At 74.9% G+C, this 22,742-nt stretch carries 26 protein-coding genes and 2 pseudogenes; 16 read left to right on the top strand and 12 right to left on the bottom strand.

Annotation, left to right across the window (positions count from 1 at the left end):
- Positions 1-64 precede the first annotated feature (64 nt).
- From nagA to ACZ6S5_RS04935, 3 genes are read right to left on the bottom strand one after another with little or no spacing between them, the layout of a single operon-like run.
- Positions 65-1,174, bottom strand: coding sequence for an N-acetylglucosamine-6-phosphate deacetylase (gene nagA, locus ACZ6S5_RS04945; protein ID WP_465997816.1), 1,110 nt, complete (start codon positions 1,172-1,174; stop codon positions 65-67).
- A gap of 11 nt (positions 1,175-1,185) precedes the next feature.
- Complete coding sequence (locus tag ACZ6S5_RS04940) at positions 1,186-2,115, bottom strand: ROK family protein (protein WP_465997814.1); 930 nt, start codon at positions 2,113-2,115, stop codon at positions 1,186-1,188.
- Positions 2,112-3,041, bottom strand: coding sequence for an SIS domain-containing protein (locus ACZ6S5_RS04935; protein WP_465997812.1), 930 nt, complete (start codon positions 3,039-3,041; stop codon positions 2,112-2,114). Before ACZ6S5_RS04935 ends, ACZ6S5_RS04940 begins: the two co-directional genes overlap by 4 nt.
- Before the next feature lie 198 nt (positions 3,042-3,239).
- On the opposite strand from ACZ6S5_RS04935, the gene ACZ6S5_RS04930 reads away from it, so the two are divergent.
- The 4 genes from ACZ6S5_RS04930 to ACZ6S5_RS04915 all read left to right on the top strand — a co-directional run bounded on the left by ACZ6S5_RS04930 (position 3,240) and on the right by ACZ6S5_RS04915 (position 6,715).
- Positions 3,240-4,025, top strand: coding sequence for a DeoR/GlpR family DNA-binding transcription regulator (locus ACZ6S5_RS04930; protein ID WP_465997810.1), 786 nt, complete (start codon positions 3,240-3,242; stop codon positions 4,023-4,025).
- A 157-nt stretch (positions 4,026-4,182) separates the two neighbouring features.
- Positions 4,183-5,106 carry an ATP-binding cassette domain-containing protein gene (locus ACZ6S5_RS04925; RefSeq protein ID WP_465997854.1) on the top strand — a complete coding sequence of 308 codons (924 nt, stop codon included), beginning with the start codon at positions 4,183-4,185 and terminating at the stop codon, positions 5,104-5,106.
- Complete coding sequence (locus ACZ6S5_RS04920) at positions 5,103-6,119, top strand: ABC transporter permease subunit (RefSeq protein ID WP_465997808.1); 1,017 nt, start codon at positions 5,103-5,105, stop codon at positions 6,117-6,119. The genes ACZ6S5_RS04925 and ACZ6S5_RS04920 overlap by 4 nt, the downstream gene beginning before the upstream one ends.
- A 122-nt stretch (positions 6,120-6,241) precedes the next feature.
- Positions 6,242-6,715, top strand: a complete 474-nt coding sequence (locus ACZ6S5_RS04915) for a DUF3263 domain-containing protein (protein ID WP_465997806.1) — start codon at positions 6,242-6,244, stop codon at positions 6,713-6,715.
- Positions 6,716-6,721: 6 nt separating this feature from the next.
- Here ACZ6S5_RS04915 and ACZ6S5_RS04910 read toward each other — a convergent pair whose 3' ends face one another.
- The gene (locus ACZ6S5_RS04910; RefSeq protein WP_465997804.1) at positions 6,722-6,934 is read right to left on the bottom strand and encodes a hypothetical protein; all 213 of its coding nucleotides are present in this window, start codon (positions 6,932-6,934) and stop codon (positions 6,722-6,724) included.
- Between the two features lie 141 nt (positions 6,935-7,075).
- On the opposite strand from ACZ6S5_RS04910, the gene ACZ6S5_RS04905 reads away from it, so the two are divergent.
- From ACZ6S5_RS04905 to ACZ6S5_RS04850, 12 genes are all read left to right on the top strand, one after another.
- The gene (locus ACZ6S5_RS04905) at positions 7,076-7,978 is read left to right on the top strand and encodes a hypothetical protein (RefSeq protein WP_465997802.1); all 903 of its coding nucleotides are present in this window, start codon (positions 7,076-7,078) and stop codon (positions 7,976-7,978) included.
- Between the two features lie 149 nt (positions 7,979-8,127).
- Positions 8,128-8,637, top strand: coding sequence for a GNAT family N-acetyltransferase (locus ACZ6S5_RS04900; RefSeq protein WP_465997800.1), 510 nt, complete (start codon positions 8,128-8,130; stop codon positions 8,635-8,637).
- A gap of 293 nt (positions 8,638-8,930) precedes the next feature.
- On the top strand, positions 8,931-9,383 hold the full coding sequence (locus tag ACZ6S5_RS04895; RefSeq protein ID WP_465997798.1) for a hypothetical protein: 453 nt from the start codon (positions 8,931-8,933) through the stop codon (positions 9,381-9,383).
- Between the two features lie 2 nt (positions 9,384-9,385).
- Positions 9,386-10,591, top strand: coding sequence for an SRPBCC family protein (locus tag ACZ6S5_RS04890; RefSeq protein ID WP_465997796.1), 1,206 nt, complete (start codon positions 9,386-9,388; stop codon positions 10,589-10,591).
- Positions 10,592-11,017, top strand: coding sequence for a gas vesicle protein GvpJ (gene gvpJ / locus ACZ6S5_RS04885; RefSeq protein ID WP_465997794.1), 426 nt, complete (start codon positions 10,592-10,594; stop codon positions 11,015-11,017).
- Positions 11,017-11,772, top strand: a complete 756-nt coding sequence (locus ACZ6S5_RS04880) for a GvpL/GvpF family gas vesicle protein (RefSeq protein WP_465997792.1) — start codon at positions 11,017-11,019, stop codon at positions 11,770-11,772. Before gvpJ (ACZ6S5_RS04885) ends, ACZ6S5_RS04880 begins: the two co-directional genes overlap by 1 nt.
- Positions 11,773-11,775: 3 nt before the next feature.
- Complete coding sequence (locus ACZ6S5_RS04875) at positions 11,776-12,093, top strand: gas vesicle protein GvpG (RefSeq protein ID WP_465997790.1); 318 nt, start codon at positions 11,776-11,778, stop codon at positions 12,091-12,093.
- Between the two features lies 1 nt (position 12,094).
- Positions 12,095-12,418, top strand: a complete 324-nt coding sequence (locus ACZ6S5_RS04870) for a gas vesicle protein GvpO (protein ID WP_465997788.1) — start codon at positions 12,095-12,097, stop codon at positions 12,416-12,418.
- 1 nt (position 12,419) lies between these two features.
- Positions 12,420-12,788: a gas vesicle protein GvpJ gene (gene gvpJ, locus ACZ6S5_RS04865; RefSeq protein WP_465997786.1), complete on the top strand. Its 369-nt coding sequence runs from the start codon at positions 12,420-12,422 to the stop codon at positions 12,786-12,788.
- Positions 12,772-13,575 carry a GvpL/GvpF family gas vesicle protein gene (locus ACZ6S5_RS04860; RefSeq protein WP_465997784.1) on the top strand — a complete coding sequence of 268 codons (804 nt, stop codon included), beginning with the start codon at positions 12,772-12,774 and terminating at the stop codon, positions 13,573-13,575. The genes gvpJ (ACZ6S5_RS04865) and ACZ6S5_RS04860 overlap by 17 nt, the downstream gene beginning before the upstream one ends.
- Positions 13,566-13,781, top strand: coding sequence for a gas vesicle protein (locus tag ACZ6S5_RS04855; protein WP_465997782.1), 216 nt, complete (start codon positions 13,566-13,568; stop codon positions 13,779-13,781). Before ACZ6S5_RS04860 ends, ACZ6S5_RS04855 begins: the two co-directional genes overlap by 10 nt.
- Complete coding sequence (locus tag ACZ6S5_RS04850; RefSeq protein WP_465997780.1) at positions 13,778-14,131, top strand: gas vesicle protein K; 354 nt, start codon at positions 13,778-13,780, stop codon at positions 14,129-14,131. The genes ACZ6S5_RS04855 and ACZ6S5_RS04850 overlap by 4 nt, the downstream gene beginning before the upstream one ends.
- A gap of 93 nt (positions 14,132-14,224) precedes the next feature.
- On the opposite strand, the pseudogene ACZ6S5_RS04845 reads toward ACZ6S5_RS04850, so the two are convergent.
- The 8 genes and pseudogenes from ACZ6S5_RS04845 to ACZ6S5_RS04810 form a co-directional block, all read right to left on the bottom strand.
- Positions 14,225-15,784: pseudogene (locus tag ACZ6S5_RS04845) on the bottom strand (AAA family ATPase); the annotation flags it as partial.
- A 179-nt stretch (positions 15,785-15,963) separates the two neighbouring features.
- A pseudogene (locus ACZ6S5_RS04840) lies at positions 15,964-16,552 on the bottom strand (AAA family ATPase); the annotation flags it as partial.
- 54 nt (positions 16,553-16,606) lie between these two features.
- Entirely contained in the window at positions 16,607-17,086 is a 480-nt protein-coding gene (locus ACZ6S5_RS04835; RefSeq protein WP_465997778.1) for a hypothetical protein, read from the bottom strand.
- 43 nt (positions 17,087-17,129) lie between these two features.
- Positions 17,130-17,870, bottom strand: coding sequence for a GTP-binding protein (locus tag ACZ6S5_RS04830; protein ID WP_465997776.1), 741 nt, complete (start codon positions 17,868-17,870; stop codon positions 17,130-17,132).
- Positions 17,848-18,297 carry a DUF742 domain-containing protein gene (locus tag ACZ6S5_RS04825; protein WP_465997775.1) on the bottom strand — a complete coding sequence of 150 codons (450 nt, stop codon included), beginning with the start codon at positions 18,295-18,297 and terminating at the stop codon, positions 17,848-17,850. Before ACZ6S5_RS04825 ends, ACZ6S5_RS04830 begins: the two co-directional genes overlap by 23 nt.
- Complete coding sequence (locus ACZ6S5_RS04820) at positions 18,294-18,758, bottom strand: roadblock/LC7 domain-containing protein (protein WP_465997774.1); 465 nt, start codon at positions 18,756-18,758, stop codon at positions 18,294-18,296. Before ACZ6S5_RS04820 ends, ACZ6S5_RS04825 begins: the two co-directional genes overlap by 4 nt.
- Positions 18,755-21,394 carry a sensor histidine kinase gene (locus tag ACZ6S5_RS04815; protein ID WP_465997772.1) on the bottom strand — a complete coding sequence of 880 codons (2,640 nt, stop codon included), beginning with the start codon at positions 21,392-21,394 and terminating at the stop codon, positions 18,755-18,757. Before ACZ6S5_RS04815 ends, ACZ6S5_RS04820 begins: the two co-directional genes overlap by 4 nt.
- Positions 21,381-22,559, bottom strand: coding sequence for a hypothetical protein (locus ACZ6S5_RS04810; protein WP_465997770.1), 1,179 nt, complete (start codon positions 22,557-22,559; stop codon positions 21,381-21,383). The genes ACZ6S5_RS04815 and ACZ6S5_RS04810 overlap by 14 nt, the downstream gene beginning before the upstream one ends.
- Positions 22,560-22,742: the final 183 nt, after the last annotated feature.

Below are 22,742 nucleotides of genomic sequence, written 5' to 3'. Positions count from 1 at the left end.
GGCGCGCGGACACCGCGGGATGCCGCATCCCGCACGGGTAGAACGGCCCACGGCCTGCGGCCCGTCACTCCACCCAGGCGCCGGCCCGCATCACCCGGACCACGTTGAGGTCGTCGTCGAGCAGGACCAGGTCGGCCCGGAGGCCGGTCTGGAGCGCCCCGACGCGGTCGCCCAGGCCGATCGCCCGGGCCGGGGTGGTGGCGACCATCCGGGCGGCGTCGGGCAGGGCGATCCCGGCCGCGACGGCGTGCCGCAGGGCGGCGTCCATGGTCAGCGTGCTGCCGGCGATGGCACCGTCCCGACTGAGCCGCGCCACCCCGTCGGCCACGGTGACGGCCTGGCCGCCCAGCTCGTACTCGCCGTCGGGCATGCCGGCGGCGGCCATCGCGTCGGTGATCAGGGCGGCCCGCTCCGGGCCGGCCACCGAGGTGGCGAAGCCGAGCATCCCGTCGTGCAGGTGCACCCCGTCGGCGACCAGCTCGCACACCACGTTGGGGGCGTCCAGCAGGGCCACCACCGGGCCGGGCTCCCGGTGGTGCACCGGGCGCATCCCGTTGAACAGGTGGGTGCCGACGCTCGCCCCGGCCGCCACCGCGGCCCGGGTCTGCTCCCAGGTGGCGTCCGTGTGCCCGATCGCCGCGACCACGCCCCGCGAGACGAGCAGCTCGATCGCCTCCAGCGCGCCGGCCCGCTCCGGGGCCAGGGTGACCATCCGGACCGCGCCGCCGCCCAGCTCGATCAGCTCGCCCAGCTCCTCGGTCGACGGGTCGCGGAGGAACTCCGGGTTCTGCGCGCCGCAGCGGTCCGCCGACAGGTAGGGCCCCTCGAAGTGGACGCCGGCCAGCACCCCCGACTCGACCAGCGGCCGGAAGGCCGCCGTCGCGTCCCGCATCAGCGCGAACGGCGAGCTGACCAGGCTGGCCAGCAGGGTGGTGGTGCCGTGCCGCAGGTGGAAAGCGGCGGCCTCGCGGGCCGACTCGGCGTCCCCGGTGGTGAAGGTGTGGCCGCCGCCGCCGTGCGTGTGCATGTCCACGAAGCCCGGCACGATCCAGTGCCCGTCGCGCACCGACGGGTACTCGGCGACGGCCCGGATCCGGTCGCCGACGATCTCGACGCAGCCCTGCCGGATCACGCCGGTCGGCGTCACCACCTTGCCGGTCACGCGCAGGGTCATCGGGGCTCTCCTCAATCCAGGGTGTCCAGGGTGTCCAGGGCGAGCAGGGCGGCGCCGAGGCAGCCGGCCTCGTCGCCGAGGGCCGCCGCGACCAGGCGCGGTTCCCGGTGGAAGGTCAGTCGTTCGCGGAGCGCCGCGCGCAGCGGGTCGAGCAGCGCGGGGCCGGCCTGGGCGAGGCCGCCGCCGATCACCATGGTTTCCACGTCGAAGAGCGCCTGACCGGTGGCGAGACCGTCGGCGAGCGCCTCGACCGCCTCGCGCCAGACCCGGCCGGCCAGCTCCTCGCCGGCCGCCGCCCGCTCGGCGACCTCGGCGGCGGTGGTCGCGGATCCGGCCAGCCCGGTGTAGCGGCGGCCGATCGCCGAGGCCGACGCCACCGCCTCCAGGCAGCCGGGGCGGCCGCAGCCGCAGCGCGGACCGTCGGGGCGTACCAGGATGTGGCCGATCTCGCCGGCGGCGCCGTGCGCGCCGGCCGCGGCCGACCCGTCGACCACGTGGGCGGCGGCGATGCCGGTGCCGATCGCGACGAAGAGCACGTGGCGGGCGTCCCGGCCCGCGCCCAGCCGCGCCTCGGCCAGGCCGCCCGCCCGCACGTCGTGGCCGAGCGCCGCCGGCAGGCCGAGCCGTGCCTGCGCCAGTTCCCGCAGCGGTACGTCCCGGAAGCCCACGTTCGCCGACCAGACCGCGACCCCGCGCGCCTCGTCGACCACTCCGGGAACGGCGATGCCGCAGGCCACCGGGGTCAGCCCGTCGGCGCGGGCCTTCCCGGCCAGCCCTTCGGCGACGTCGAGGATCGTCCCGACCACCGCCTCCGGGCCGCGGGCCGCCTCGGTGGCGTGCCGCTCCGCGTGCACCACGGTGCCGTCCGGGCGGACCAGGGCGCACTTCATCCCGGTGCCGCCCACGTCCAGCGCGACGACGACCTCGCCGCCTGACGTCACGCGAGCACCACGGAGCGGGTCAGGTGCCGGGGCGCGTCCGGGTCGAGACCGCGGCTGGTGGCCAGCGCGACGGCGAAGCGCTGGGCGAGGATCAGGTCGGCCATCGGGTCGACCGGGGTGCGCCCGGCCGCCCAGCTGGTCAGCACGGTGTGGCAGCCGTGGGTGCGGCTGTGCACGAAGGTGGCGCCGGTGGCGGCCACGTCCTCGGGCAGCCCCTCCGGGATGTCGCCGAACGCCCAGACCAGGCGGCCCGGGGCGGCGACCGAGATCGGGCCGTGCCGGTAGTCCATCGCCGGGTACGCCTCGGCCCAGAAGGTGGCCGCCTCCCGGCACTTCAGCGCGGCCTCCTGGGCCAGCCCGACCGTCCAGCCGCGACCGAGGAAGGTGACCTGCTCGATCCGGGCCGGGTCGATCGGCAGCGGGGCCCGGACGGCGACCTCCGCGTCGGCGGCCAGCCGGCCCAGGTCCTCGCCGAGGTGGGCGCGGAGCAGGGCGAGGGCGGTGGTGGCGAAGCGGGTCTGCACGACCGAGCGCTCGTCGGCGAAGGGCATGGTCACCGTGGCGTCGGCCAGCTCGACCGCCGGGGAGGCGGGGTCCCCGACCAGGACCGTGGTGGGGATCCGGCCGCGCAGCGCGGCGAGCAGCTCCAGCACTTCGGTGGTGGTGCCGGAGCGGGTGATCGCGATGAGCCGGTCGTAGCGGCGGCCGGTGGGGAACTCGCTGGCCTGGAAGGCGTCGGTCTCGCCCTGGCCGACCTGCTCGCGCAGCCCGGCGTACGCCGCCGCCATGAACCACGACGTGCCGCACCCGACGACGGCGACCCGCTCGCCGGGGCGCGGCAGCCGGTCGGCGACGGTCGGGGCGAGCTGCGCCGCCTCCCGCCAGCAGTCGGGCTGGCTCGCGATCTCCGCGTGCACGTACGCCATGACAACTCCTCGCCAGGGGGAGACCTTGCGCAATACGGCGCGATATGGCCGTCTTTCGCGCGTCATTCTGCGCGAACCCGGGCGGCTGTGGCAACCGCCTCGCAGATCGCGCAGCTCAGGGTTTTGCGCCCTGGTAGTTTCGCGCACTACTGTGCACGCAATCAATCACCGTTCGTGCAGAGTCAGTGGAGGCCCCGCGTGGACCGCTACGCCCGATGGAACGCGCTGCTGGAGATGCTGACCGAGGACGGACGGGTCAGCGTCGAGGAGGCGGCCGAGCGCCTGGACGTGTCCCAGGCGACCATCCGGCGTGACTTCGACCAGCTCGCCCAGCAGCAGATGATCACCCGTACCCGGGGTGGGGCGGTCGCCAACGGCGTCTCGTACGACCTGCCGCTGCGCTACAAGACCGCCAAGCACTCGGCCGAGAAGCAGCGGATCGGGACCGCCGCCGCGGCGCTGGTCTCCCAGGGCACCGTGGTCGGCCTCAACGGCGGCACCACCAGCACCGAGGTGGCCCGGGCCCTGGCCGTCCGGCCGGACCTGAACACGAGCGCGGAGGGCGCCCAGCTCACCGTGGTCACCAACGCCCTGAACATCGCCAACGAGCTGCTGGTGCGGTCGCGGATGAAGGTCGTGGTGGCCGGCGGGGTGGTCCGTCCCAAGTCGTTCGAGCTGGTCGGCCCACTGGGCGGGGCGCTGCTGCGCGAGGTGACCCTGGACGTCGCCCTGCTCGGTGTGGACGCGATCGACCCGCAGCTCGGCGCCGCCGCCCACCACGAGGGTGAGGCGGCGATGAACAGCCTGATGGTGGCGCGGGCGAAGCGGGTGGTGGTGATCGCCGACTCGTCCAAGCTGGGCGGGCACGCCTTCGCCCGGATCTGCCCGGTGGACCGGGTGGAGACCCTGGTGACCGACTCCGGCGCGTCCCCGGCCGTGGTGCAGGCGTTCCGCGACGCCGGCGTGCACGTCATCTGCGCCTGACGGCGCTCAATGAGGCGACACCTGCATACCCGGTATTGCGCTCGGCTGCATACCGCGTATGGTGTCCGCTGTCACCTACTCATCGGGGGAGGTCAGCTTGACGGCTGTCCTGGAGATCGAGGGTCTCCGCAAGACGTACCGGAGCCGGAAACGCGGGGTGCGCCACGCGCTCGACGGCTTCGACATGCGGGTCGAGGCCGGGCAGGTGCACGGCTTCCTCGGCCCGAACGGCTCCGGCAAGACCACCACGCTACGTACCCTGCTCGGCCTGATCCGGCCGAACGGCGGCCGGATGGCCCTCCTCGGCCAGGAGCTGCCGCAGGCGCTGCCCGCCGTCGCCGGCCAGGTCGGCGCCATCGTGGAGAGTCCGCAGTTCTTCCCGCACTTCTCCGCCCGGGACACCCTCGGCCTGCTCGCGCAGGCCGGCGAGCTGCCCCGACAGCGGGTCGACGAGGTGCTGGAGCTGGTCGGGCTGCGCGACCGGGCCGGGGAGCGGGTGAAGACCTACTCGCTCGGCATGAAGCAGCGGCTGGCGGTCGCCTCGGCGCTGCTGAAGGATCCGAAGCTGCTGATCCTGGACGAGCCGGCCAACGGCCTCGACCCGGGCGGCATCCGGGAGATGCGCAGCCTCATGCGCGACCTCGCCGCCGCCGGGATGACCGTGGTGCTGTCCAGTCACATCCTCGGCGAGATCCAGCTCATCTGCGACTCGGTCACCATCATCTCGCTGGGCCGGCGGGTCGCGTACGGGCCGGTCGACGAGGTGCTCGCCGCGCACTCCCAGGGCACGGTGCGGGTACGCCTGGAGGCGGTCACCGACCTGCCGCAGGCCGCCGAGACGCTGACCCGGGCCGGCATCCGGGTCACCACCGAGCCGGACCACCTGATGCTCGCCGGCGTCGACAAGCCGGCCACGGTCAGCCGCCTCCTCGCCGAGCGGGGCCTCTACGTCAGCGAGCTGGCGCCGGTCGCGGTCGACCTGGAGAGCGTCTTCCTCGAACTGACCGCCACCGCGCCGGTTCCCGGCCAGCACCGGCAGGTCGACCAGTCCACGAAGGTCGAAGGAGGTTGGGGCGCATGAGTTTGTTCGTCACCGAGCTGCGCCGCCTGGCCAAGCGCCGGGTCACCCGGCTGCTGCTGGTCCTGCTGGTGCTCGGCTTGGCCGGCGTGGTCACCGCCTTCGGCTTCTCCAGCCATCAGCTCTCCAAGGAGGTCGTGGCCGAGGCCCAGGCGAAGGCCGACCAGCAGTACCAGCAGGCGATGGCGGACTGGCGGAAGATGGTCGCCGACTGCGACGCCGCCCAGGCCCGCGGCGAGCAGAAGCTCGAGGAGCGGTTCGGACCAGACTGCGGCCGGGGCTGGCAGCCCCAGCCGGAGATGTTCGACCCGAAGTGGAACCTGCCCTACCAGTTCGACTTCCGGGCCGAGTTCCCCCTGTTCATCGCCGTGTTCGCCGGGGCGGTGGCGCTCTTCGCGTTCATCGTCGGCGCCTCGTTCGTCGGGGCCGAATGGAGCACCGGCGGGATGATGAACCTGTTGCTCTGGCGGCCCAAACGGCTCGCCGTGCTCGGCACCAAGATGGCCGCCCTGCTCACCACCGTGCTCGGGGTGACCGTGCTGCTCGGCGCGTTCTGGACGCTGGCATTCTGGCTGATCGGCCGCTACCGGGGGACCACCGCCAAGGTGACCGCCGGGGTCTGGCGCTCGATCGGGCTCGACGGCCTGCGGGCGGTCGGGATCGTCCTGGCGGTCGGCGCGATCGCGTTCGCGCTCGCCTCGCTCGGCCGGCACACCGCGATGGCGCTCGGCGCGGCCGTGGCGGCCTTCGCGATCAGCGAGATCGGCATCCGGATCGCGGTCGGCGTGCTCGCGGTCCCGTTCGGCGAGCGGTACGTGCTGTCCACATACGCCCGGGCCTGGTTCATGAAGCAGGTGAAGCTCTTCGACTACGACGCGTGCCAGTTCGCCAAGGGCCAGTGCGAGCCGGCCGAACTGCTGGTCACCTGGCAGGACTCGGCGCTGGTGTTCGGCCTCGGCGCCGCGGTGGCGCTGGTCGCCGGGTTCTGGGCGATGCGTCGGCGGGACATCGCCTGACTCGGCGCGCCACCGACCAGCCCGGACACCGCGTCCGCTGCGGCGGGGGCGGGCCCTGGTTACGCTGGGGTCCCCCCGGCCGGTGGTCGCCGCGCCGGTCGTCCGCCCTCCCGAGGAGCGCCATGCCCGCCGACGCCTCCACGGCCGCCACCGACCGGCCCGAGCCGCCCGGTCCGGCCGACGCCGCGCGCCGGGAGGCCGGCGTCACCGTCCCCCCGCCCCGGTCCGCGCCCGCCGTCGAGGTCGATCCCGCCGCGCCGACCGGAGGGGGCCCCGGCGCCGCCCCGGCGGCCGGACGGACCGGCCCGGTGGTCGTCACGGACGGCGGACCGGACGACGCGGACGACGCCCCGGCCGGCGGGACGGGCGAGCTGACCGAGCGGGAGCGGCGGATCCTCGACTTCGAGCAGCGGTGGTGGAAGCACGCCGGGGCGAAGGAGCAGGCGATCCGGGACACCTTCGGGCTCTCCGCCACCCGGTACTACCAGCTGCTCAACGCGCTGCTCGACCACCCGGCCGCGCTGGCCGCCGAGCCGGTGCTGGTCGGCCGGCTGCGCCGGTTGCGCTCCTCCCGGGCCCGCAACCGGCGGCGCTGACCCGGCTCACTTCTCGTACGTGCGCAGCCCGTTGCCGATGGCGAAGAAGGTCGGCGCCCACTCGCCGACGAAGATGCCCCATCGGTCCGCCCGGGCGACCCCGGCCCGCTCCATGTGCTTCGAGAGAAACCAGCTGGTGAAGGAGAGCCCGATGCTCACGAAACCGGCCAGGTAGGCGTGCTCCGACTTGAGTCCGGCCTCGTGCAACCGCTCCAACATGCGATCCCCCTGTCGCCTCCGTACCGGTTGTTCCCGACGCTACCGACCGGGGCCGGGCCGTACCGGCAAGTTGCCGGGACGCACCGCCGGCATGGCCGCCGCCGGGCCGGGTAGGCGGGCGGCGACGGAGGGAGCGCACCGATGGGGGCACCAGATCGCCGGTACCCGACCGGGAGCCAGCCGGCGCGGCCGGTCGCGACGGCGCCGATGATGCGCGTCCGCTCCGCCACCGATCCGGCTCCCGGCCGGCTGGAGAACGAGGACGCGGTCTTCCGCTTCGGCCCGCTGGTGGGCGTCCTCGACGGCGCCACCGTGCCGGAGGGCTTCGACACCGGCTGCGTGCACGGTCCCGCCTGGTACGTCCGACACCTGGCCGCCCGGATCGGCCTGGCCGTCGCGGCCCGTCCGGCGGCGACGCTGATGAGCAACCTGGCGGCGGCCGTCCTGGCGGTCCGCGCCGACCACGGCGGCGGGTGCGACCTCGACCATCCGGGCACCCCGTCGTCCACGGTCTGCCTGCTCCGGGAGGGCGGCGACCAGGTGGACTACCTGGTGCTCTGTGACAGCCCGCTGGTGCTCGACACCGGCGGCGAGGTCAGCGTGGTCTGCGACGGGCGGTTGGACGCCGCGATGGCGGACCTGCACCGGACGGCCGACGCACTGCCCGGGAACGGCCTGGATCCGGTGACCCGGTTCCGCCGGTCGGTGACCGTGCAGCGGGCACGGATGAACCGGACCCACGGCTACTGGGCGGCCGCCTCCGACCCGGACGCCGCGTACCACGCGGTGACCGGGACGGTGCCGCTGCGCGGCCCCGGGGCGCTGCGGCGCGCGGCCCTGCTCAGCGACGGGGTGTCCTGCGCGGTGGACCAGTTCGGGCTCTTCGACTGGGCCGGGCTGCTGGACGTGGCCGTGGCGGAGGGACCGCAGGGGCTGATCGGGCGGGTCCGGGCGGCCGAGCAGGACCACCCGGAGCGGCTGCGCCGGCACAAGCGGACCGACGACGCCTCGGTGGTGCTCTGCGAGTTCGACCTCGCCGAGTGAGCACCCTCACCCAGAACGGACCGGTCGGCTGACAACGGAGCGTGAGGCGGAACACCCGGGGGGTACGACCGGGCCGTACCCTCGACCGGACCGGCAGAACGGGCCCAAAGCAGTGGACTGGGGCCGGTGGGGCGGGCAGACTGCGGCTCGTGACGGGAGCGGTACGACTGGAGCCGGTCGACGAGGGGAACCTGGAGCCGTTGCTCTCCGTAGCGGCTGCCGAGGCGGAACCGGAGGACGTCATGCCTCCGGTGGAGGCCCCCGCTGGCTGGTCGCTGGCCCGTCGGGACGCGTTCCGGGAGTTCCACCGGGCCAGCTTCGGTGGCCTGGACGGCCCGACCCGCACCCGGATGTACGCGATCGTCGCCGGCGGCGAGGTGGTCGGCATGGTCCGGATGACCCGCTGCGACGAGCCGGGGACGGTGGAGACCGGGATGTGGCTCGGGCGTTCGGCGCGGGGCCAGGGCCTCGGCGCGGCGGCCCTGCGCGAGCTGCTGCACGCCGCCGCGGCGGCCGGCATGCACACCGTCGTGGCCGAGACGACCCCGGACAACCGGGGCGCGATATCGGTTTTGAAGAAATGTGGCGCGGAATTGCGCGACAATGGCGGTAAGATGCGCGCCAAAATGTGTTTGGATTCTGCCCTTCCGGCTCATTGACGATTCTTTGCTTGCTTTCGGACAAGTATCTCCTTCCTCCTGCTCAGCAGGGTAAGTCCGGCCGTTTTGTCGGGTATCAACCCGAGGCCGACTGGCCACCCGATTTCCCTGTGACGGGGTCGCCAGGAATGGTGCGGAAATGTTTCGCGAGTGCCGTGGCGGGTACTGCCGGCCGGGTCCGCTGATTCGTGACACCGGTTCGCAGGCCCATTTCCGCTGATCCCCGGCAGCAGTTTTCCGGGCCTGCTCCACGTGCAAGGTGTCCGCTTCCGCCGGGGAGCGAAGGAGAACAGATGAAGAGCGGAGCTCGGATCGCCCTGGCGGTCGGATTCGGATACGTCCTCGGCCGCCGTAGAAAGCTGCGTACCGCCCTCACCCTGGCCGCCGCGGTGGCCGCCGGGCGGGCCAGCCAGAACCCCGGTGGCCTGCTGAAGTACGGCACGGACCTGCTGAACACCCCCCAGTTGAGCAACCTCAGCAAGCTGGGCGCGCCGCTCGCCACCGCGGGCCGGGCCGCGGCGACCGCCGCCGCCGGCACAGGCATCGACGCCCTCAGCGGCAAGCTGCGGGGCAGCGCCGACGCGCTGCGCCGCAAGTCCGGACCGGGGCGGCCGGAGGAGGAGCCGGCGACCGACGAGCACTCGGCCCCGGACGAGGAGCAGGAACTCGACGAGCAGCCCGAGGCGCTCGACGACGAGGACCGGAACGAGCAGCCGGCCCCCGTGCGCCGGCGGCGGGGGCGGTGAGCATGGCCACCAACAATCTCGCGGACAAGGCACGCGACCAGCTCGGCGGCGAGCTGCGCAACCTCGCCTCGGCGATCGGGGAGCGGGCTGTGCACGTGGTGACCGAGCGGCTCACCGGGGCCACCGGCCGGCTCAGCGAGTACGCCCGGCAGGGCGGCGGTCCCGGCCTGATCGCCGCGGCCACGGGCGCCCAGAAGCTCGCCGAGGGCCACTCCCCGGTCAAGGCCATGTTCCATGCCGGCCTCGCCGGCGGTAAGGAGAAGCTGATGTCGGCGTTCGGCGGCGGCAAGGGCGGCAAGGGCGGCGGCAAGAAGCTCAAGGTCACCAACATCGTCGAAACGATCGAGGTCGGCGTGCCGGTCCGGGTCGCCTACAACCAGTGGACGACCTACGGCGACTTCCCCAGCTTCATGAAGAAGGTGGAGCAGGCCGACCGCGAGTCCGACGAGAAGATGACCTGGAAGGCGCAGGTCTTCTGGTCGCACCGGAGCTGGGAGTCGACGATCGTCCGGCAGATCCCGGACCGGCTCATCCACTGGCGGTCGAAGGGCGAGAAGGGCTCCGTCGACGGCACGGTGAGCTTCCACGAGGTCGGCCCCGAGCTGACGAAGATCCTGGTGGTGCTGGAGTACCACCCGCAGGGCCTCTTCGAGCACACCGGCAATCTCTGGCGCGCCCAGGGCCGACGGGTGCGGCTGGAGCTGAAGCACTTCGTCCGGCACGTGATGACGCACACCGTGCTCGACCCCGACTCCGTCGAGGGCTGGCGTGGCGAGATCGAGGACTCCCAGGTGGTCAAGGACCACGAGACCGCGCTCCGCGCGGAGCAGGAGGCCCGCGAGCAGCAGGAACAGGGCCGCGCCGAGGAGCCGGAGGAGGAGCCCGAGGAGGAACCGGAGGAGGAGCGCCGGCCCGCCGAGCGTGGCCGCCGCCGGCCGCCGCAGCGCCGTCGTCCCCCCGAGGAAGAGGAGTACGACGACTACGACGAGGGCGACGACTTCGACGACGAGGAATACGCCGAGGAGCCTGAGGAGGAGGAGCAGCCGCCGCCGCGCCGGCGTCAGCCCGAGCGGGCCCGCCGCCCCCGGGAGGAACGGGAGCCCCGTGAGGAGCGCGAACCCCGCGCGGAGCGGGCGCGCCCGGTCCGCCGTACCCCCGAAACCCCCCGGCGGCCGGTGGTGCGCCGCCGGCGAGAGGAGCGTGACTGAATGACGATCGCCACCACATCGAGCCAACCCGGTAGCGCGCTGGAACGTACCGGGGGAGGCGGCGGCGGGGGCACCCTCGCCGACGTGGTCGAGACGGTGCTGGACAAGGGCGTGGTGATCGACGCGCAGGTGTCAGTCGCCGTGGTCGGCATCCAGCTCCTGGAGATCAACGCCCGGATCGTGATCGCCAGCGTCGAGACGTACCTCCGGTTCGCCGAGGCGGTCGACCGGCTGAGCATCGTGCCGAAGGACACGAAGGGCCTGCCGGACATCGTGGGCGACACCGCCAAGGGGGCCGCCAAGGGCAGGGCGATCTCCGGCCTGGGCCAGGCGGCCAAGGAGATCAGCGGCGTGGTGGTGGATTCGCTGACTGACCGCGACTCGGACCGCCACCGTCAGCGGCACGTCTGGGAGGAGGAGCGCTGATGGCCGAGGAGCGAGGCCTGTTCATCTACGGCATCGTGCCGTCGGACGTGGAGCCGACCCCCGACGCGGAGGGGGTCGGCAACCCGCCGGGCGAGGTCGCCGCGATCCAGCACGGCGACCTCGCCGCGCTGGTCAGCGAGGTCGGGCTGGAGGAGCCGATGGGCCGGCCGGCCGACCTCACCGCGTACGAGCGGCTGCTGGACGGCACGGCGGAGGTCGCGCCGGTGCTGCCGGTCCGGTTCGGCACGGTGGTGACCGGCGCGGACGCGGTGGCGGAACTGCTGGAGGCGCACCACGAGCGGTTCGCCGCCGCGCTGGATGAGTTGGAGGACCGGGTCCAGTACACCGTGCACGGGCGCTTCGACGAGCAGGAGTTCATCGGCGGATGGCTGGCCGAGAACGACGCCGCCGCCGCGCTCGCCGACCAGGTGCGCGGCCGCTCGGAGGCGGAGAGCCGGGAGCAGCGGATCCGGCTCGGCGAGATGATCAGCCAGGCGGTCGAGCTGCGCCGGGAGGCGGAGAACCGGGCCCTGATCGACGCGGCGGAGCGGTACGCGGTGGCCCGGGCGCCGCGCCAGCCCAGCCATGAAATGGACGCGGTCAACGTCGCCTTCCTGGTCGGCACGGACGACGAGGAGGAGTTCATCGGGGCGGTGGAGGAGTTCGCCGAGCAGCGCCGGGCGCTGATCCGGATGCGGCTGATCGGTCCGCTCGCCCCGTACGACTTCGTCAGCGCGCACCAGTTGGTGGAGTGACGCGTGGACATCCTCTGGACGCTGCTGACCCTGCCGTACGCCCCGGTGCGGGGGCTCACCGCGGTGGTGAAGGTGGTCGCCCGGGAGGCGGAGTCGCAGCAGTACAACCCGGTCAACATCCGGCGGGAGCTGGAGGAGCTGGATCGGGCGGCGGCGGCCGGCGAGATCACGCCGGAGCAGCGGGACCGGGGCCAGGAGGCCGTCCTGAACCGGCTCACCGCTCCGGCCGGCGAGGCCGGCCGTACCCCGTCCCGGGGTACGGCCGGCACCGGCCGGCGGCGCGCCGACCGCGGTGACCGGTACCGCGGGCGAGGGAGATGAGATGGCAGCAGCACGGATCCGCGGCGACGGGGGCCGCGAGCGGAACGGCTACCCCGCCGAGGACGACTACGAGGAGATCAGCGCGGCCGAGGCAGCCCGCGAGGGGCTGCGGCAGATCGTCGCACTGACCGGCAAGGACCCGCTGGGGGTCACCTCGATCCAGCCCACCGACGACGGCTGGCGGATCGGGGTGGAGGTGGTCGAGGATCACCGGATCCCCGCGTCGACCGACCTGCTCGGCCTCTACGAGGTGGAGCTGGACATGACCGGCAGCCTGCTCGGTTACCGGCGGACGCGCCGCTACCAGCGGGGCAAGGGGGACTGAGATGACGGTGGGGCGGACACCTTCCGTGGTGCAGAACTCCGGTCAGGTGCTGCCGGCCGGGCACGAGCCGGCGAACCTGGGCGACATCCTCGAACGGGTGCTCGACCGGGGCATCGTGATCGCCGGCGACATCCGGGTCAGCCTGCTCGACATCGAGCTGCTGACGCTGAAGCTGCGGCTGGTCATCGCCTCGGTGGACACCGCGCGGCAGATCGGCATCGACTGGTGGGAGCACGACCCGTGGCTGAGCTCCCGGGCCCGGCCGCCGGTCGAACCGGGGCCGCGCGATCCCGAGGAGGTCGCGGCGTCCCGGCGGCCGCGGGCAGCCGCCCGCGCCGCGAGGAAGGAGTGGGATGAGTACGACGGCTGAGTTGGTGCCTTCGACCGCAAGCGCCGTCTGGCTGCACGGCGTGGTCGCCGCGGCCACGGCGACGCCGGCCGGGACCACCGGCATCGCCGGGGCGCCGGTCCGGCCGGTGGCCGCCGCCGGCCTGGCCGCCGTGGTCAGCGACGTCCCGCTGGCCGAGTACGGCGAGGAGGCGCTGCGCCGCAACCTGGAGGACCTGACCTGGCTGGAGCGGGCCGCCCGGGCGCACCACGCCGTGGTGGACGCGCTGTCCCGGGCCGGCGCGGTGGTGCCCGCGCGGCTCGCCACCGTGCACCGGGACGACGACCGGGTGGCCCGGGTGCTGGCCGAGCGGCACGACGAGCTGGCCGGCTCGCTGGCCCGGCTCACCGGCCGCGAGGAGTGGGGAGTCAAGGGGTACGTGGTGCCCGGCGCCACCCCCCGCGCCGACGAGCCCGCCGCCGGCGGTGGGGCCGGCGCGGCGTACCTGCGGCGGCGCAAGGCCCAGCTGACCGCCCGGGAGGAGGGGCAGCGGATCGCCGCCGACGCGGCGGCCGCCGTGCACGCCGCCCTCGCCGGGTACGCGGTCAGCGCCCGCCGACACGCCCCGCAGGACCGGCGGCTCTCCGGCGCGCCCACCGCGATGGTGCTCAACGGCGCGTACCTGGTCGACCGGGAGCGGCTGGACGGCTTCGCCGCGCTGGTCCGCGAACTGGCCGACCGGCACCCCGAGATCCAGCTGGAGCCGACCGGCCCGTGGCCGCCGTACTCGTTCGTGGCGGAACCCTCCGCGGAGCCGGCATGGGCGTGACGTCACTGGCGCCGAGCAGCGCCGACGGTCCGCTGGACTACCGGCCGGTGGCCCTGGTCGACCTGCTCGACCGGGTGCTCGCCACCGGCGTGGTGATCACCGGGGACATCACCCTGGCCATCGCCGACGTCGACTTGGTCCGCATCTCGTTGCGGGCCCTGATCGCGTCGGTCGGCGCGCTCGCCCCGCCGGAGGTCGCGCCGTGACCGGGCGGGACGAGGCGGCCGAGCTGGCCGCGGCGCTGGGCGAGCCGCAGTGGCAGGCCCCCCGGGTCCGGCCGCTGGACCGCCGGCTCGCCGTCGACCAGGACTCCGTCGAGCGGGGGCTGGCCAGCCTGGTGCTCACCGTCGTCGAGCTGCTGCGGCAGCTGATGGAGCGGCAGGCGCTGCGCCGGGTCGACCTCGGCGACCTCAGCGACGAGCAGGTCGAACGGATCGGCCGCACGCTGATGGCGCTGGAGGACCAGATGACCCAGCTCCGCGAGTACTTCGGCCTTGCCCCCGAGGAGCTCAACCTCGACCTGGGCCCCCTGGGCCCCCTCCTCCCCACCGACTGACCCCCCCCGGGTCCCGCCCCCGGTCGGTCGATCATGAGGTTGACGGGCGATGTGGATCTCCCTGGCCGCCGCCAACTTCATGATCAACGTGGGTCAGCGGTGGGTGGCGGCGTAGGACTCCAGGTGGGCCAGTTGGGTGGGGTCGAGGGAGGGGCGGATGCGGGTGCGGGCGGTGGCCACGTGGGCGGCGGTGACCGTGGTGGCGGTCAGCGACTCGCGCATCGCGGCGAGCGCCGCCTCACGGACCAGGGCCGCGCAGTCCGCCGCCGAGAAGCCGTCCAGCTCCTCGCCGAGCGCGGCCAGGTCCACGTCGGGGGCGAGCGGTACGTCGCGGGCCGCCGCACGCAGGATCTCCCCGCGAGCCGGACCGTCCGGTGGCGGCACGTACACCAGCCGTTCCAGCCGCCCGGGCCGGAGCAGCGCCGGGTCGACCAGGTCGGGCCGGTTCGTGGCGCCGACCACCACCACGTTGCGCAGCGCCTCCACCCCGTCCAGCTCGGTCAACAGCGCGGCGACCACCCGGTCGGTCGTACCCCCGTCGGTGGCCTGGCCCCGGACCGGGGCGAGCGCGTCCACCTCGTCCAGGAAGACCAGCGTGGGCGCGGCCTCGCGGGCCCGGCGGAACAGCTCGCGGACCGCCCGCTCGCTCTCCCCGACCCACTTGGAGAGCAGCTCCGCGCCCTTCACCGACAGCACGTTCGCGCGGCCCGAGCCCGCCAGGGCGGTGACCAGGTACGTCTTGCCGCAGCCGGGCGGCCCGTAGAGCAGCACCCCGCGCGGCGGGGTCACCCCCAGCCGGGCGAACGTGTCCGGGTAGGTCAGCGGCCAGAGCACCGACTCGGTCAACGTCTCCTTGACCTCGTGCAGCCCGCCGACGTCGTCCAGGGTGACCGAGGCCAGCTCCAGGGTGGACGCCGCCATCGTGGTCGGCCGGACCACCTCCAGCGCGGCGGCGAAGTCGGCCATCGCCACCGTCGGCGTCTCGGCCGACTTCTGCCGCAGCGCCGCCCGCACCCCGGCCTCGCGGACCAGCGCGGCCAGGTCGGCGGCGACGAACCCCGGCGTACGCCCGGCCACCTCGTCCAGTCGGACGTCCTCGGCGAGCGGCACCTGCCGGGTGAGCACGGTCAACTGCTCCCGGCGCAGCGTGTGGTCGGGCAGCGGGACGCCGATCCGGAGCGAGAGCAGGTCCGGGGCGCGCAGCGCGGGGTCCACCGCCTCGGGCCGGCCGGTGGTGCAGACCACGGCCGCCCCGGCCCGGACCGTCTCGGCGACGACCTGCCGGAACACCGTGGCCAGCGGACCGGGCTCGTCGGCCGGGGCCAGCGCCTCCACGTCGGTCACCAGCAGCACGGCGGGCGGTTCGGCGCGGACCGCCTCGGCGGCCGCACGCAGCCGGCGGGCCGCCGCGTCGTTGCTCAGCGCGGCCAGTTCGGGGGCCCAGACCGGGCACACCCGGGCGCGTACCCGGGCGGCCACCGCCCGGACCAGCGCCGACTTGCCCGAGCCGGCCGGACCGCTGACCAGCACGCCCAGCGAGACGGTGGTGCCGAGCCGGCTCAGCACCTCGCGGTGGTGGAAGCCGAGGTCGAGCAGTTCGGTCAGCTCCTCGGCCTGGGGGCGTAGCCCGGGCAGTTCGTCCACGTCCGGCGCGTCCTCGGGACCGACCAGGCTGGACTCTGCTCCGCTCGGCCGGCCGGCCGGCGTTCCAGGGCCGGTCGGGCGCGTGCCGGCGGTCGGGGCGGCCGCCCCGCCGCTCGGGCCGGCGGCCCAGGCCGGCGAGACCGGCTCCTCTCCGGTCAGCCGGCCCGCCGCGTCCTGCCCGACCGGGCCGGAGCCGCGGGTTGCCGCCCCGTGTTCCCAGCCGACCACCGTGTCCATGGTGACCAGCGCAGCCGTCTCCGGCTCGGCCGCGACCACGGTGAGCAGGGTGCTGGTCCAGGCGTACCCGACGGAGTTGGCGAGGCTGCGCCGAGCGGCCTCGACCAGGCCGCGGACCGCGGCGTCGGGGAGCACGTCCTGGGGCAGCAGCGAGACGTCGTCCCCGGCGGTGACCACCTTGCCGAGCAGGGCGAGGCGGAGCATCTCCGGGGAGACCGCGGCGACCACCGCGACCGGCCCGGCCAGCGTCACCCGGCGGGCCGGGACGACCGGCAACGGGCTCACCGTCACCTGCCCGCCGTCCCGGATGCCGAGGTTGCCCAGGAGCAGGTCGTCGGCGTAGAGCAGGGCGGTGCTCGCGGTCGGTTCGGCTGGGGCCACCACGCCGGCGGTCACCCGGCGGCCGGCCAGCCGGACCGGGTCGCCGGGGCGCAGCGCCAGCGCGGTCAGCACCTCCGGGTGCAGGCGGACGACGCCGCGCCGGGCATCCAGCGCGGCCGGCCGCAGGCTCGCGGTGAGGGTCAGGTCGGGTTCCGCCACCCGCCCGACAGTAGCCGCCGGCACCACGCCGTGCCTGCGGCGCGGCCCGCCGGGTCAGCGCGGCCCGGTGTCCTCCAGCAACGACGGGTCGCGCCGGATCATCTCGGCCAGTCGGGCGGCCGGGTCGCCGGCCATCCCGTCCTGCCCGGGCGCCGGCACGGTCTTCACCGACATCGGCCAGGCCGGCGGCGGCGCCGGCGCGGGCGCCGGACCGACCGTCACGTCCGGGCCCGACCAGGAGACCCGCAGCGGGTACGCGTGCCCGCCCTGCTCCACCCGCAGGGTCACGGCCAGCCCGGGGTGCTCGGCGACCACCCGGCGGACCGCCTCGGCGATCTCCTCGACCGGGTCCCGCGGCTCCGACCGGATCCCCCCGCGCAGCCGGTACGCCCCGTGCCCGTCCCGCCCGGCCGGCGCCGTCCGGGCGTCGTCCTCCGCGCGGTCCGGCTCCTCCCCGGGCACCGTCCCCCGGCGGCGCAACGCCTCGTCGCGGCGCGCCAGCCGGGCCAGTGTCTCGTCCAGATCCCCTCTCATCACGTGCACCCCTTCCGTGAAACGGATCCCGTCGACGACCGGTTCAGGCCCCCCGGTCCCGGGTCGCCCGGTCCAGCGCCCGGTCCAGGACGACCAGCAGCGCGTCCCGTACGGAGAGCCGGTCCCGGGCGTCGAACTGCACCAGCGGCACGTGCTCGCCGATCGCCAACGCCCAGCGGATCGAGGGCAGGTCGAGCGCCAACCGGCCGTCGAAGGCGTTCACCCCGACCGCGAAGGGCCGCCCGGCCCGCTCGAAGAAGTCGATCGCCGGATAGCAGTCGTCGAGCCGCGCGCTGTCCACCACCACCAGCGCGCCGAGCGCGCCCCGGGCCAGGTCGTCCCACATGAAGCCGAAGCGGGCCTGCCCGGGCGTGCCGAAGAGGTAGAGCTTGAGGCTGCGGTCGATGGTCACGCAGCCGAAGTCCATGGCCACCGTGGTGGTGGTCTTCGCCGAGCCGTCGCCCGGGTCGTCCACGCCGATGCCGGCGCTGGTCATCTCCGCCTCGGTGGTGAGCGGGGCGATCTCGGAGATCGAGCCCACCGTGGTGGTCTTGCCGACCCCGAAGCCGCCGGCGATGAGGATCTTCACCGGGATCGGCGGGCTGGTGACCGACCGCCGGGTGACGGTCGGCGCGGCGACCACCGGCGGCCGGTACGGCGGCGGGGCGGGCCGGGCGGCGGCGGGTGGCGGTGCGGCCGGACCGCCGTACCGGGCGGCGGCGCTGTTCGCGGCCGCACCGCCCGCGGCGGCGGCCGGCCATTCAGGAGATCGCACGAAGTCCATCAATCACTCGCAGGATGATGTCGGCATCGAGGGCGTCGTCGACGTCCCCGACGTGCACGTCCAGGTGACCGGCGGCCCGCAGGTCGCCGACCAGCACGCGGGTCACGCCGAAGTGCATCCGGGTCCGGGCGGAGAGCTCCGCCACCGAGATCGGGTCGGCGCAGAGCGCGACGATGGCCTGGAGCTCCGGCGCGAGTCGGGCGAGGACCGCCCACGAGCCGCTCTCCGGCCGGGCGGTCACCTGCGTCTCCAGGCCGATCGCCGGGTCGCCGCCCACCCGACCGGCGGTCAGCACGAACGGGCGCGGGCCGGGCGGTTCCGCGCCGCTCTCGTCCGCCTCCCCGTTGGGGGAGGACGAGCGCAGGTACGGGCGGATCCGGACCCCGGGTTCCGGGTCCGGATCCTCGCCGGCCAGCTCCGGGGTCATTGCTGGACGGCGTTCTTCAGCTCGGCGATCAGCTTGGGGCTCAGCGCCCCGCCGGCCCGGCCGGCGAAGAGCGTCATCTCGTACGCCACGGTGCCGAGGTTCGCCGAGCGGTCGGCGACCACCCCGAGCACCGAACCACTGCTGATCGCGCTGATCAGCAGGTAGCCCTCGGCCATGTCCACGATCACCCGGTTGAGGCCGCCCAGCGCGTACCAGCTCGCGGCACCCCCGGCGAGGCTGGTCATGCCGGAGACCACCGCGGCGAGCCGCTCCGCGTTGGACCGGTCTTTGATGGCGGACATGGCCATCAGCAGCCCGTCGGAGGAGACCGCGATCGCCTCCATGACCCCGGCGGTGCTGGAGGTGAACGAGTCGAGCAGCCAGTTGAACGTGCGCGCCTCCGGGCTGAGCTCCCCGGCGGTGTTCTGGTCGACGTTGTCGTGCAGGAAGGGGCTGGTCACCGTGATGGGTCCTCTTCGTAACGGCGGTCTGGACTGACTTCGCGCAGAGCGCGGGCGACGCCCGCCTCGAACTCGGTGATGAGGTTGCGGACCTCGGCCGGGTCTCCCGGGTGCGGGCTGGCGGGGGGCGCGGCCTGGAACGGGGAGACGGCCAGGTTCGCCCCCGGCACGCGCTGGCTGAGCCGGGGCCGGCCGGGGGTGGGCGTGGCCGGCCCGGTGTCGCCCTCGGCCCGGCGTACGCCGTCCTGGAACGCCTCGACCAGCGCACGGACCTCGGCCGGGTCGGCGGTGGTGGCGTCCACCGGCCCGGCGGCCGGCCCGCTCGGGGGCAGGCTCGCCCCCGGCACCCGTTGCCGGACGAGCGGCCGTAGCCCGGACGGCGGGGTGCCGGCTCGGGCGGCGGCCGGGCCTGTCCCGCCCGGCGGCGGCGTGGCCGTCCCGCCCGCCGGTGCGGCGGCGGGCGGCCAGGCGGGCGGTGGTCCGGCGGGCGGTGGTCCGGCGTGCGGTGGTGCGACCGCGGCGCTGCCCTCGGCGGACGCCGGCTCCGCCGCGGCGCCGAAGGCGTCCCAGGACTGCCCGGCCTCGATGCTGCGGGTCGCCCGGCTCAGCAGCGCCGGGTCGAACGGCGGGCTCCCGTCGATGACCGGGCCGGCCGAGGCCACCGGGGCCGCCGCGGCGACCGGGCTGGCCGGGGTGGCCGGGGCAGCCGGGGTGCGGAGCGGCTCGGGGAGGGACCGCCGGTCCCGGGACGGCACGGTGGCCCGCGCGACGGTGACGCCGGCCCGGTCGGGCCGGCGGATCACCAGCAGGGCGGCGGGGATCTCCAGGCGCGCGCTCACCCCGCCGCCGGCGGTCGGCGCGAGGTCGACGGTCCAGCCGTGCCGGCGGGCCAGCCGGCCCACCACGAAGAGCCCGAGCACCTCGGTCGGGGCCAGGTCGAGCCGTTCCCGGTGGGTGAGCCGGGCGTTCTCCTCGGCGAGGCGGTCCTCGGTCATGCCGATGCCCCGGTCCACCACCGAGAGCCGGGCGCCGCCGTCGGTCAGCTCGCCGGCCACCACCACCCGGGTGTGCGGCGGGGAGAACACGGTGGCGTTCTCCATCAGCTCGGCCAGCGCCAGCACCAGGTCGCCCGCGATGGCCGGCGCGGCCGACACGCCGGGCGGGACCTGCACGTCGACCCGGGTGTAGTCCTCGATCTCACCGAGCGCGAGACGGACCGCGTCGGCGAGCGGCACCGGCGCGACGTGCCCGTCGGTGCCGGTGGCGCCGGAGAGCACCACCAGGCTGCCGGCGTTGCGGCGCAGCCGGCTGGAGATGTGGTCCAGCCGGTACAGGTGCTCCAGCCGGCCCGGGTCGGTCTCCTGTCGTTCCAGCCGGTCGATCAGGGCGATCTGCCGGCCGACCAGGTTCTGCGTACGGCGGCCGACGTGGCCGAACATCTGCGCCACGTTGCGCCGCCCGGCCACCTGCCGTTCGACCAGCCGGGCCGCGGTGCGCTGCACCCGCTGGAAGGCGCGGGCCAGGTCGCCGATCTCGTCCCGGGCCCGAACGTCGACCGGGTCGAGGCGGACCGGCTGCGCCAACTCGGCCTCGTCGTCGACCACCCGGGTCAGCTCGGCCTCGGCGACCCGGGCCACCCGGTCGGCGGAGCGGGTGAGCCGGGTCAGCGGCCGGGCCACCGTCCGGGCCACCGCCATGCTGAGCAGCACCACGATGAGCAGGATCAGCGCGGCCGCCGCGCCGACCAGCCAGGCGGCGGTGAGTGCCTTCCGCTGGTCGGTGGTGGTCTCGGCGATCACGTCCGCGACGATCTTCTTCTCCACGAACTGGCCGAGCGTGATCATCGAGCGGACCGAGGGGAAGAGCGCGTCCAGCGGCACCGCCGCGATCGCCGCGACCGGGTCCTTCACGCTGTCCGTGAGGAAGGTCGGGCTGGTCCGGGCCGCCACCGCCGCGTCGTCCAGCAGGGCCAGTTGGTACTGCTCCGGCGTGATCAGCTTCCGGAACCGCTGGTTGTCCACCTGCAACGCGGCCATGCAGGCGATGTACGTGGCGGCCACCTTGGCGTCGCCGGTCGCCTTGACCAGCACGATCAGCGTGGCACAGGCGCCCAGTCCCTCGTCCGCGCGCAGCAACGCGTCCAGCGCCAGCACCTGCCGCCCGGCCGGGGTGTTGGTGTCCACCTGGAACGGCAGGCGCAGCGCCTCGATCAGCGCCATGTCGATCGCGCTGAACGCCTCCAGGATCCGGGCCGGCGTGGCCCGGCCGGCCAGCACGGCGGTACGCAGTTCGGCCAGCTCGCGTACCCCGTCGAGGGCGGTGGCGACCGGGCCGGGCAGCGACTCGGCCCGGAGGTCGGCGACCCGGTCGTCCACCGCGGTGGACTTCTGGATCAGCTCGGTCCGGGTCACCCGGCCGAGCAGCAACCCCACCGAGAGCAGCCGTTCCTGCTGAAGGTCCTGCACCAGGCTGCCGATCCGGCTGGCCGTCCGGACGGTGTGCGCCGTGTCCGCGGCCCGCTGGGCCGCCGCCACCCGGTCCAGGACCACCGGCACGGCCAGCCCGACCATGCTGAGCAGCGGGATGATCACCAGCAGGGCGAGCTTGCCCCGGATCCGGAGCCTACCGAGCAGCATCGAAGGGCCTCCACCGCTCGGGTTCGCCGCTCCGGCCCGCTCCGACCGGTTCGAGCTGCCCGTCCCGGGCCTGGCCCGGCCGGGTGGGTTCCGGCGTCGTGGTGGGCAGGTCCGATCGGCGCTCCTCCTCGGCCGCCCGGCGGCGGGCCCGGCGCAGTGCGGCGAGCAACGTCACGGCGAGTACGACGAGCAGCACGGCGGCCGCCCCGACCGCGGCCACGGCCAGCCGGCGGTCCCGGTCGAGCTGGTCGAGCCGCTTCTTCAGCAGCGCGTCGAGCTGGTCGAGGATGACCGGCTGGAGCTGCTTGGCGGCCGTGTGGGCGGTGAGCCGGGCGGCGGTGAGCCGGCTCGGGTCGGCCGGTCCGCCGCCCGTGCGCGGGTCCGGCGCCGAGTACGCGGCGAGCGCCTCGACGGACCGCTGGTAGGTGTCCAGCGGGGTGAGCACGGTGGGGCCGAGGTCGGCGCTCTCCGAGCCGTCCACCGCCGTCCGCAGGTCGGCGACCAGGTCGGTGGCGGGGGCCAGCGCGGCGACCCGGAGCCCGGCCAGCTCGACGGCGCTCTTCGCCCGGTCGGCGGCGGGCCGCCGGGCCGCCAGGGTGGCCAGGTCGGCGAGCCGGCCGGCGGCGACCATCGCCTCGGGCAGGTCGCCGCCGATGGCGTCCTGGAGGAAGAACGAGTCCGACCGGGGGTCGCGGATCAGCCCCGAGCTCTCCCGTACCTTCCGGTGCAGGGCCAGCAGCAGGTCACTGACCTCCCCGTACGCCAGGTAGGCCGCCTCGGGGTCGGTGAGCCCGCGGTCCGGCAACGCCTCCAGTTTGGCCCGGAGCCCGCTCCAGCGTTCGTGGCTGCGCAGCTCGTCGCCGACCGCGCTGTCCACCTCGGCCGCCCGCTCGACCGCGCTGGCGAGCGCCGCCCGGGAGACCGGCCGCCCGGCGACCGCGTCGGACTGGGCCTCCACCAGCGCGTCGGTCACCGGACCGAGGGCGCGCAGGTAGCGCACGCCGAGCCGTTCCCGCGCCGCCAGGTCGCGGTCGTCGCCGGTGTGCCGGTCGGTCTGGGCGAAGAGCAGCCCCAGCGGGGCCAGCAGGGCCAGCACCAGGAGCAGGGGCAGGGCACGGCCCGCCACGGAGGGCCGCCGACGGACCCGCGGCGCGGGGACGGTCATGGTCTGTCTCCTCGGGCGACGGCGGGTGACGCTGCGGTGGCGGGGGGTCGCCGTACGCAGTCCCGTTCACCGGACCGGAAAGTAGTCGACCCGCGGACGGGTATGACCGTCGTCGCCGAGTCAGCTTCACGTCACTTCCGATCGCGTCACGTCTCGTTGATCGTCGCGACACGTAGCGTCCCG

It is taken from the genome of Micromonospora sp. NPDC051924, from assembly GCF_055586005.1.
The sequence above is the reverse complement of the archived record's forward strand: the minus strand, read 5'-3'. Positions and strand labels throughout refer to the sequence as shown.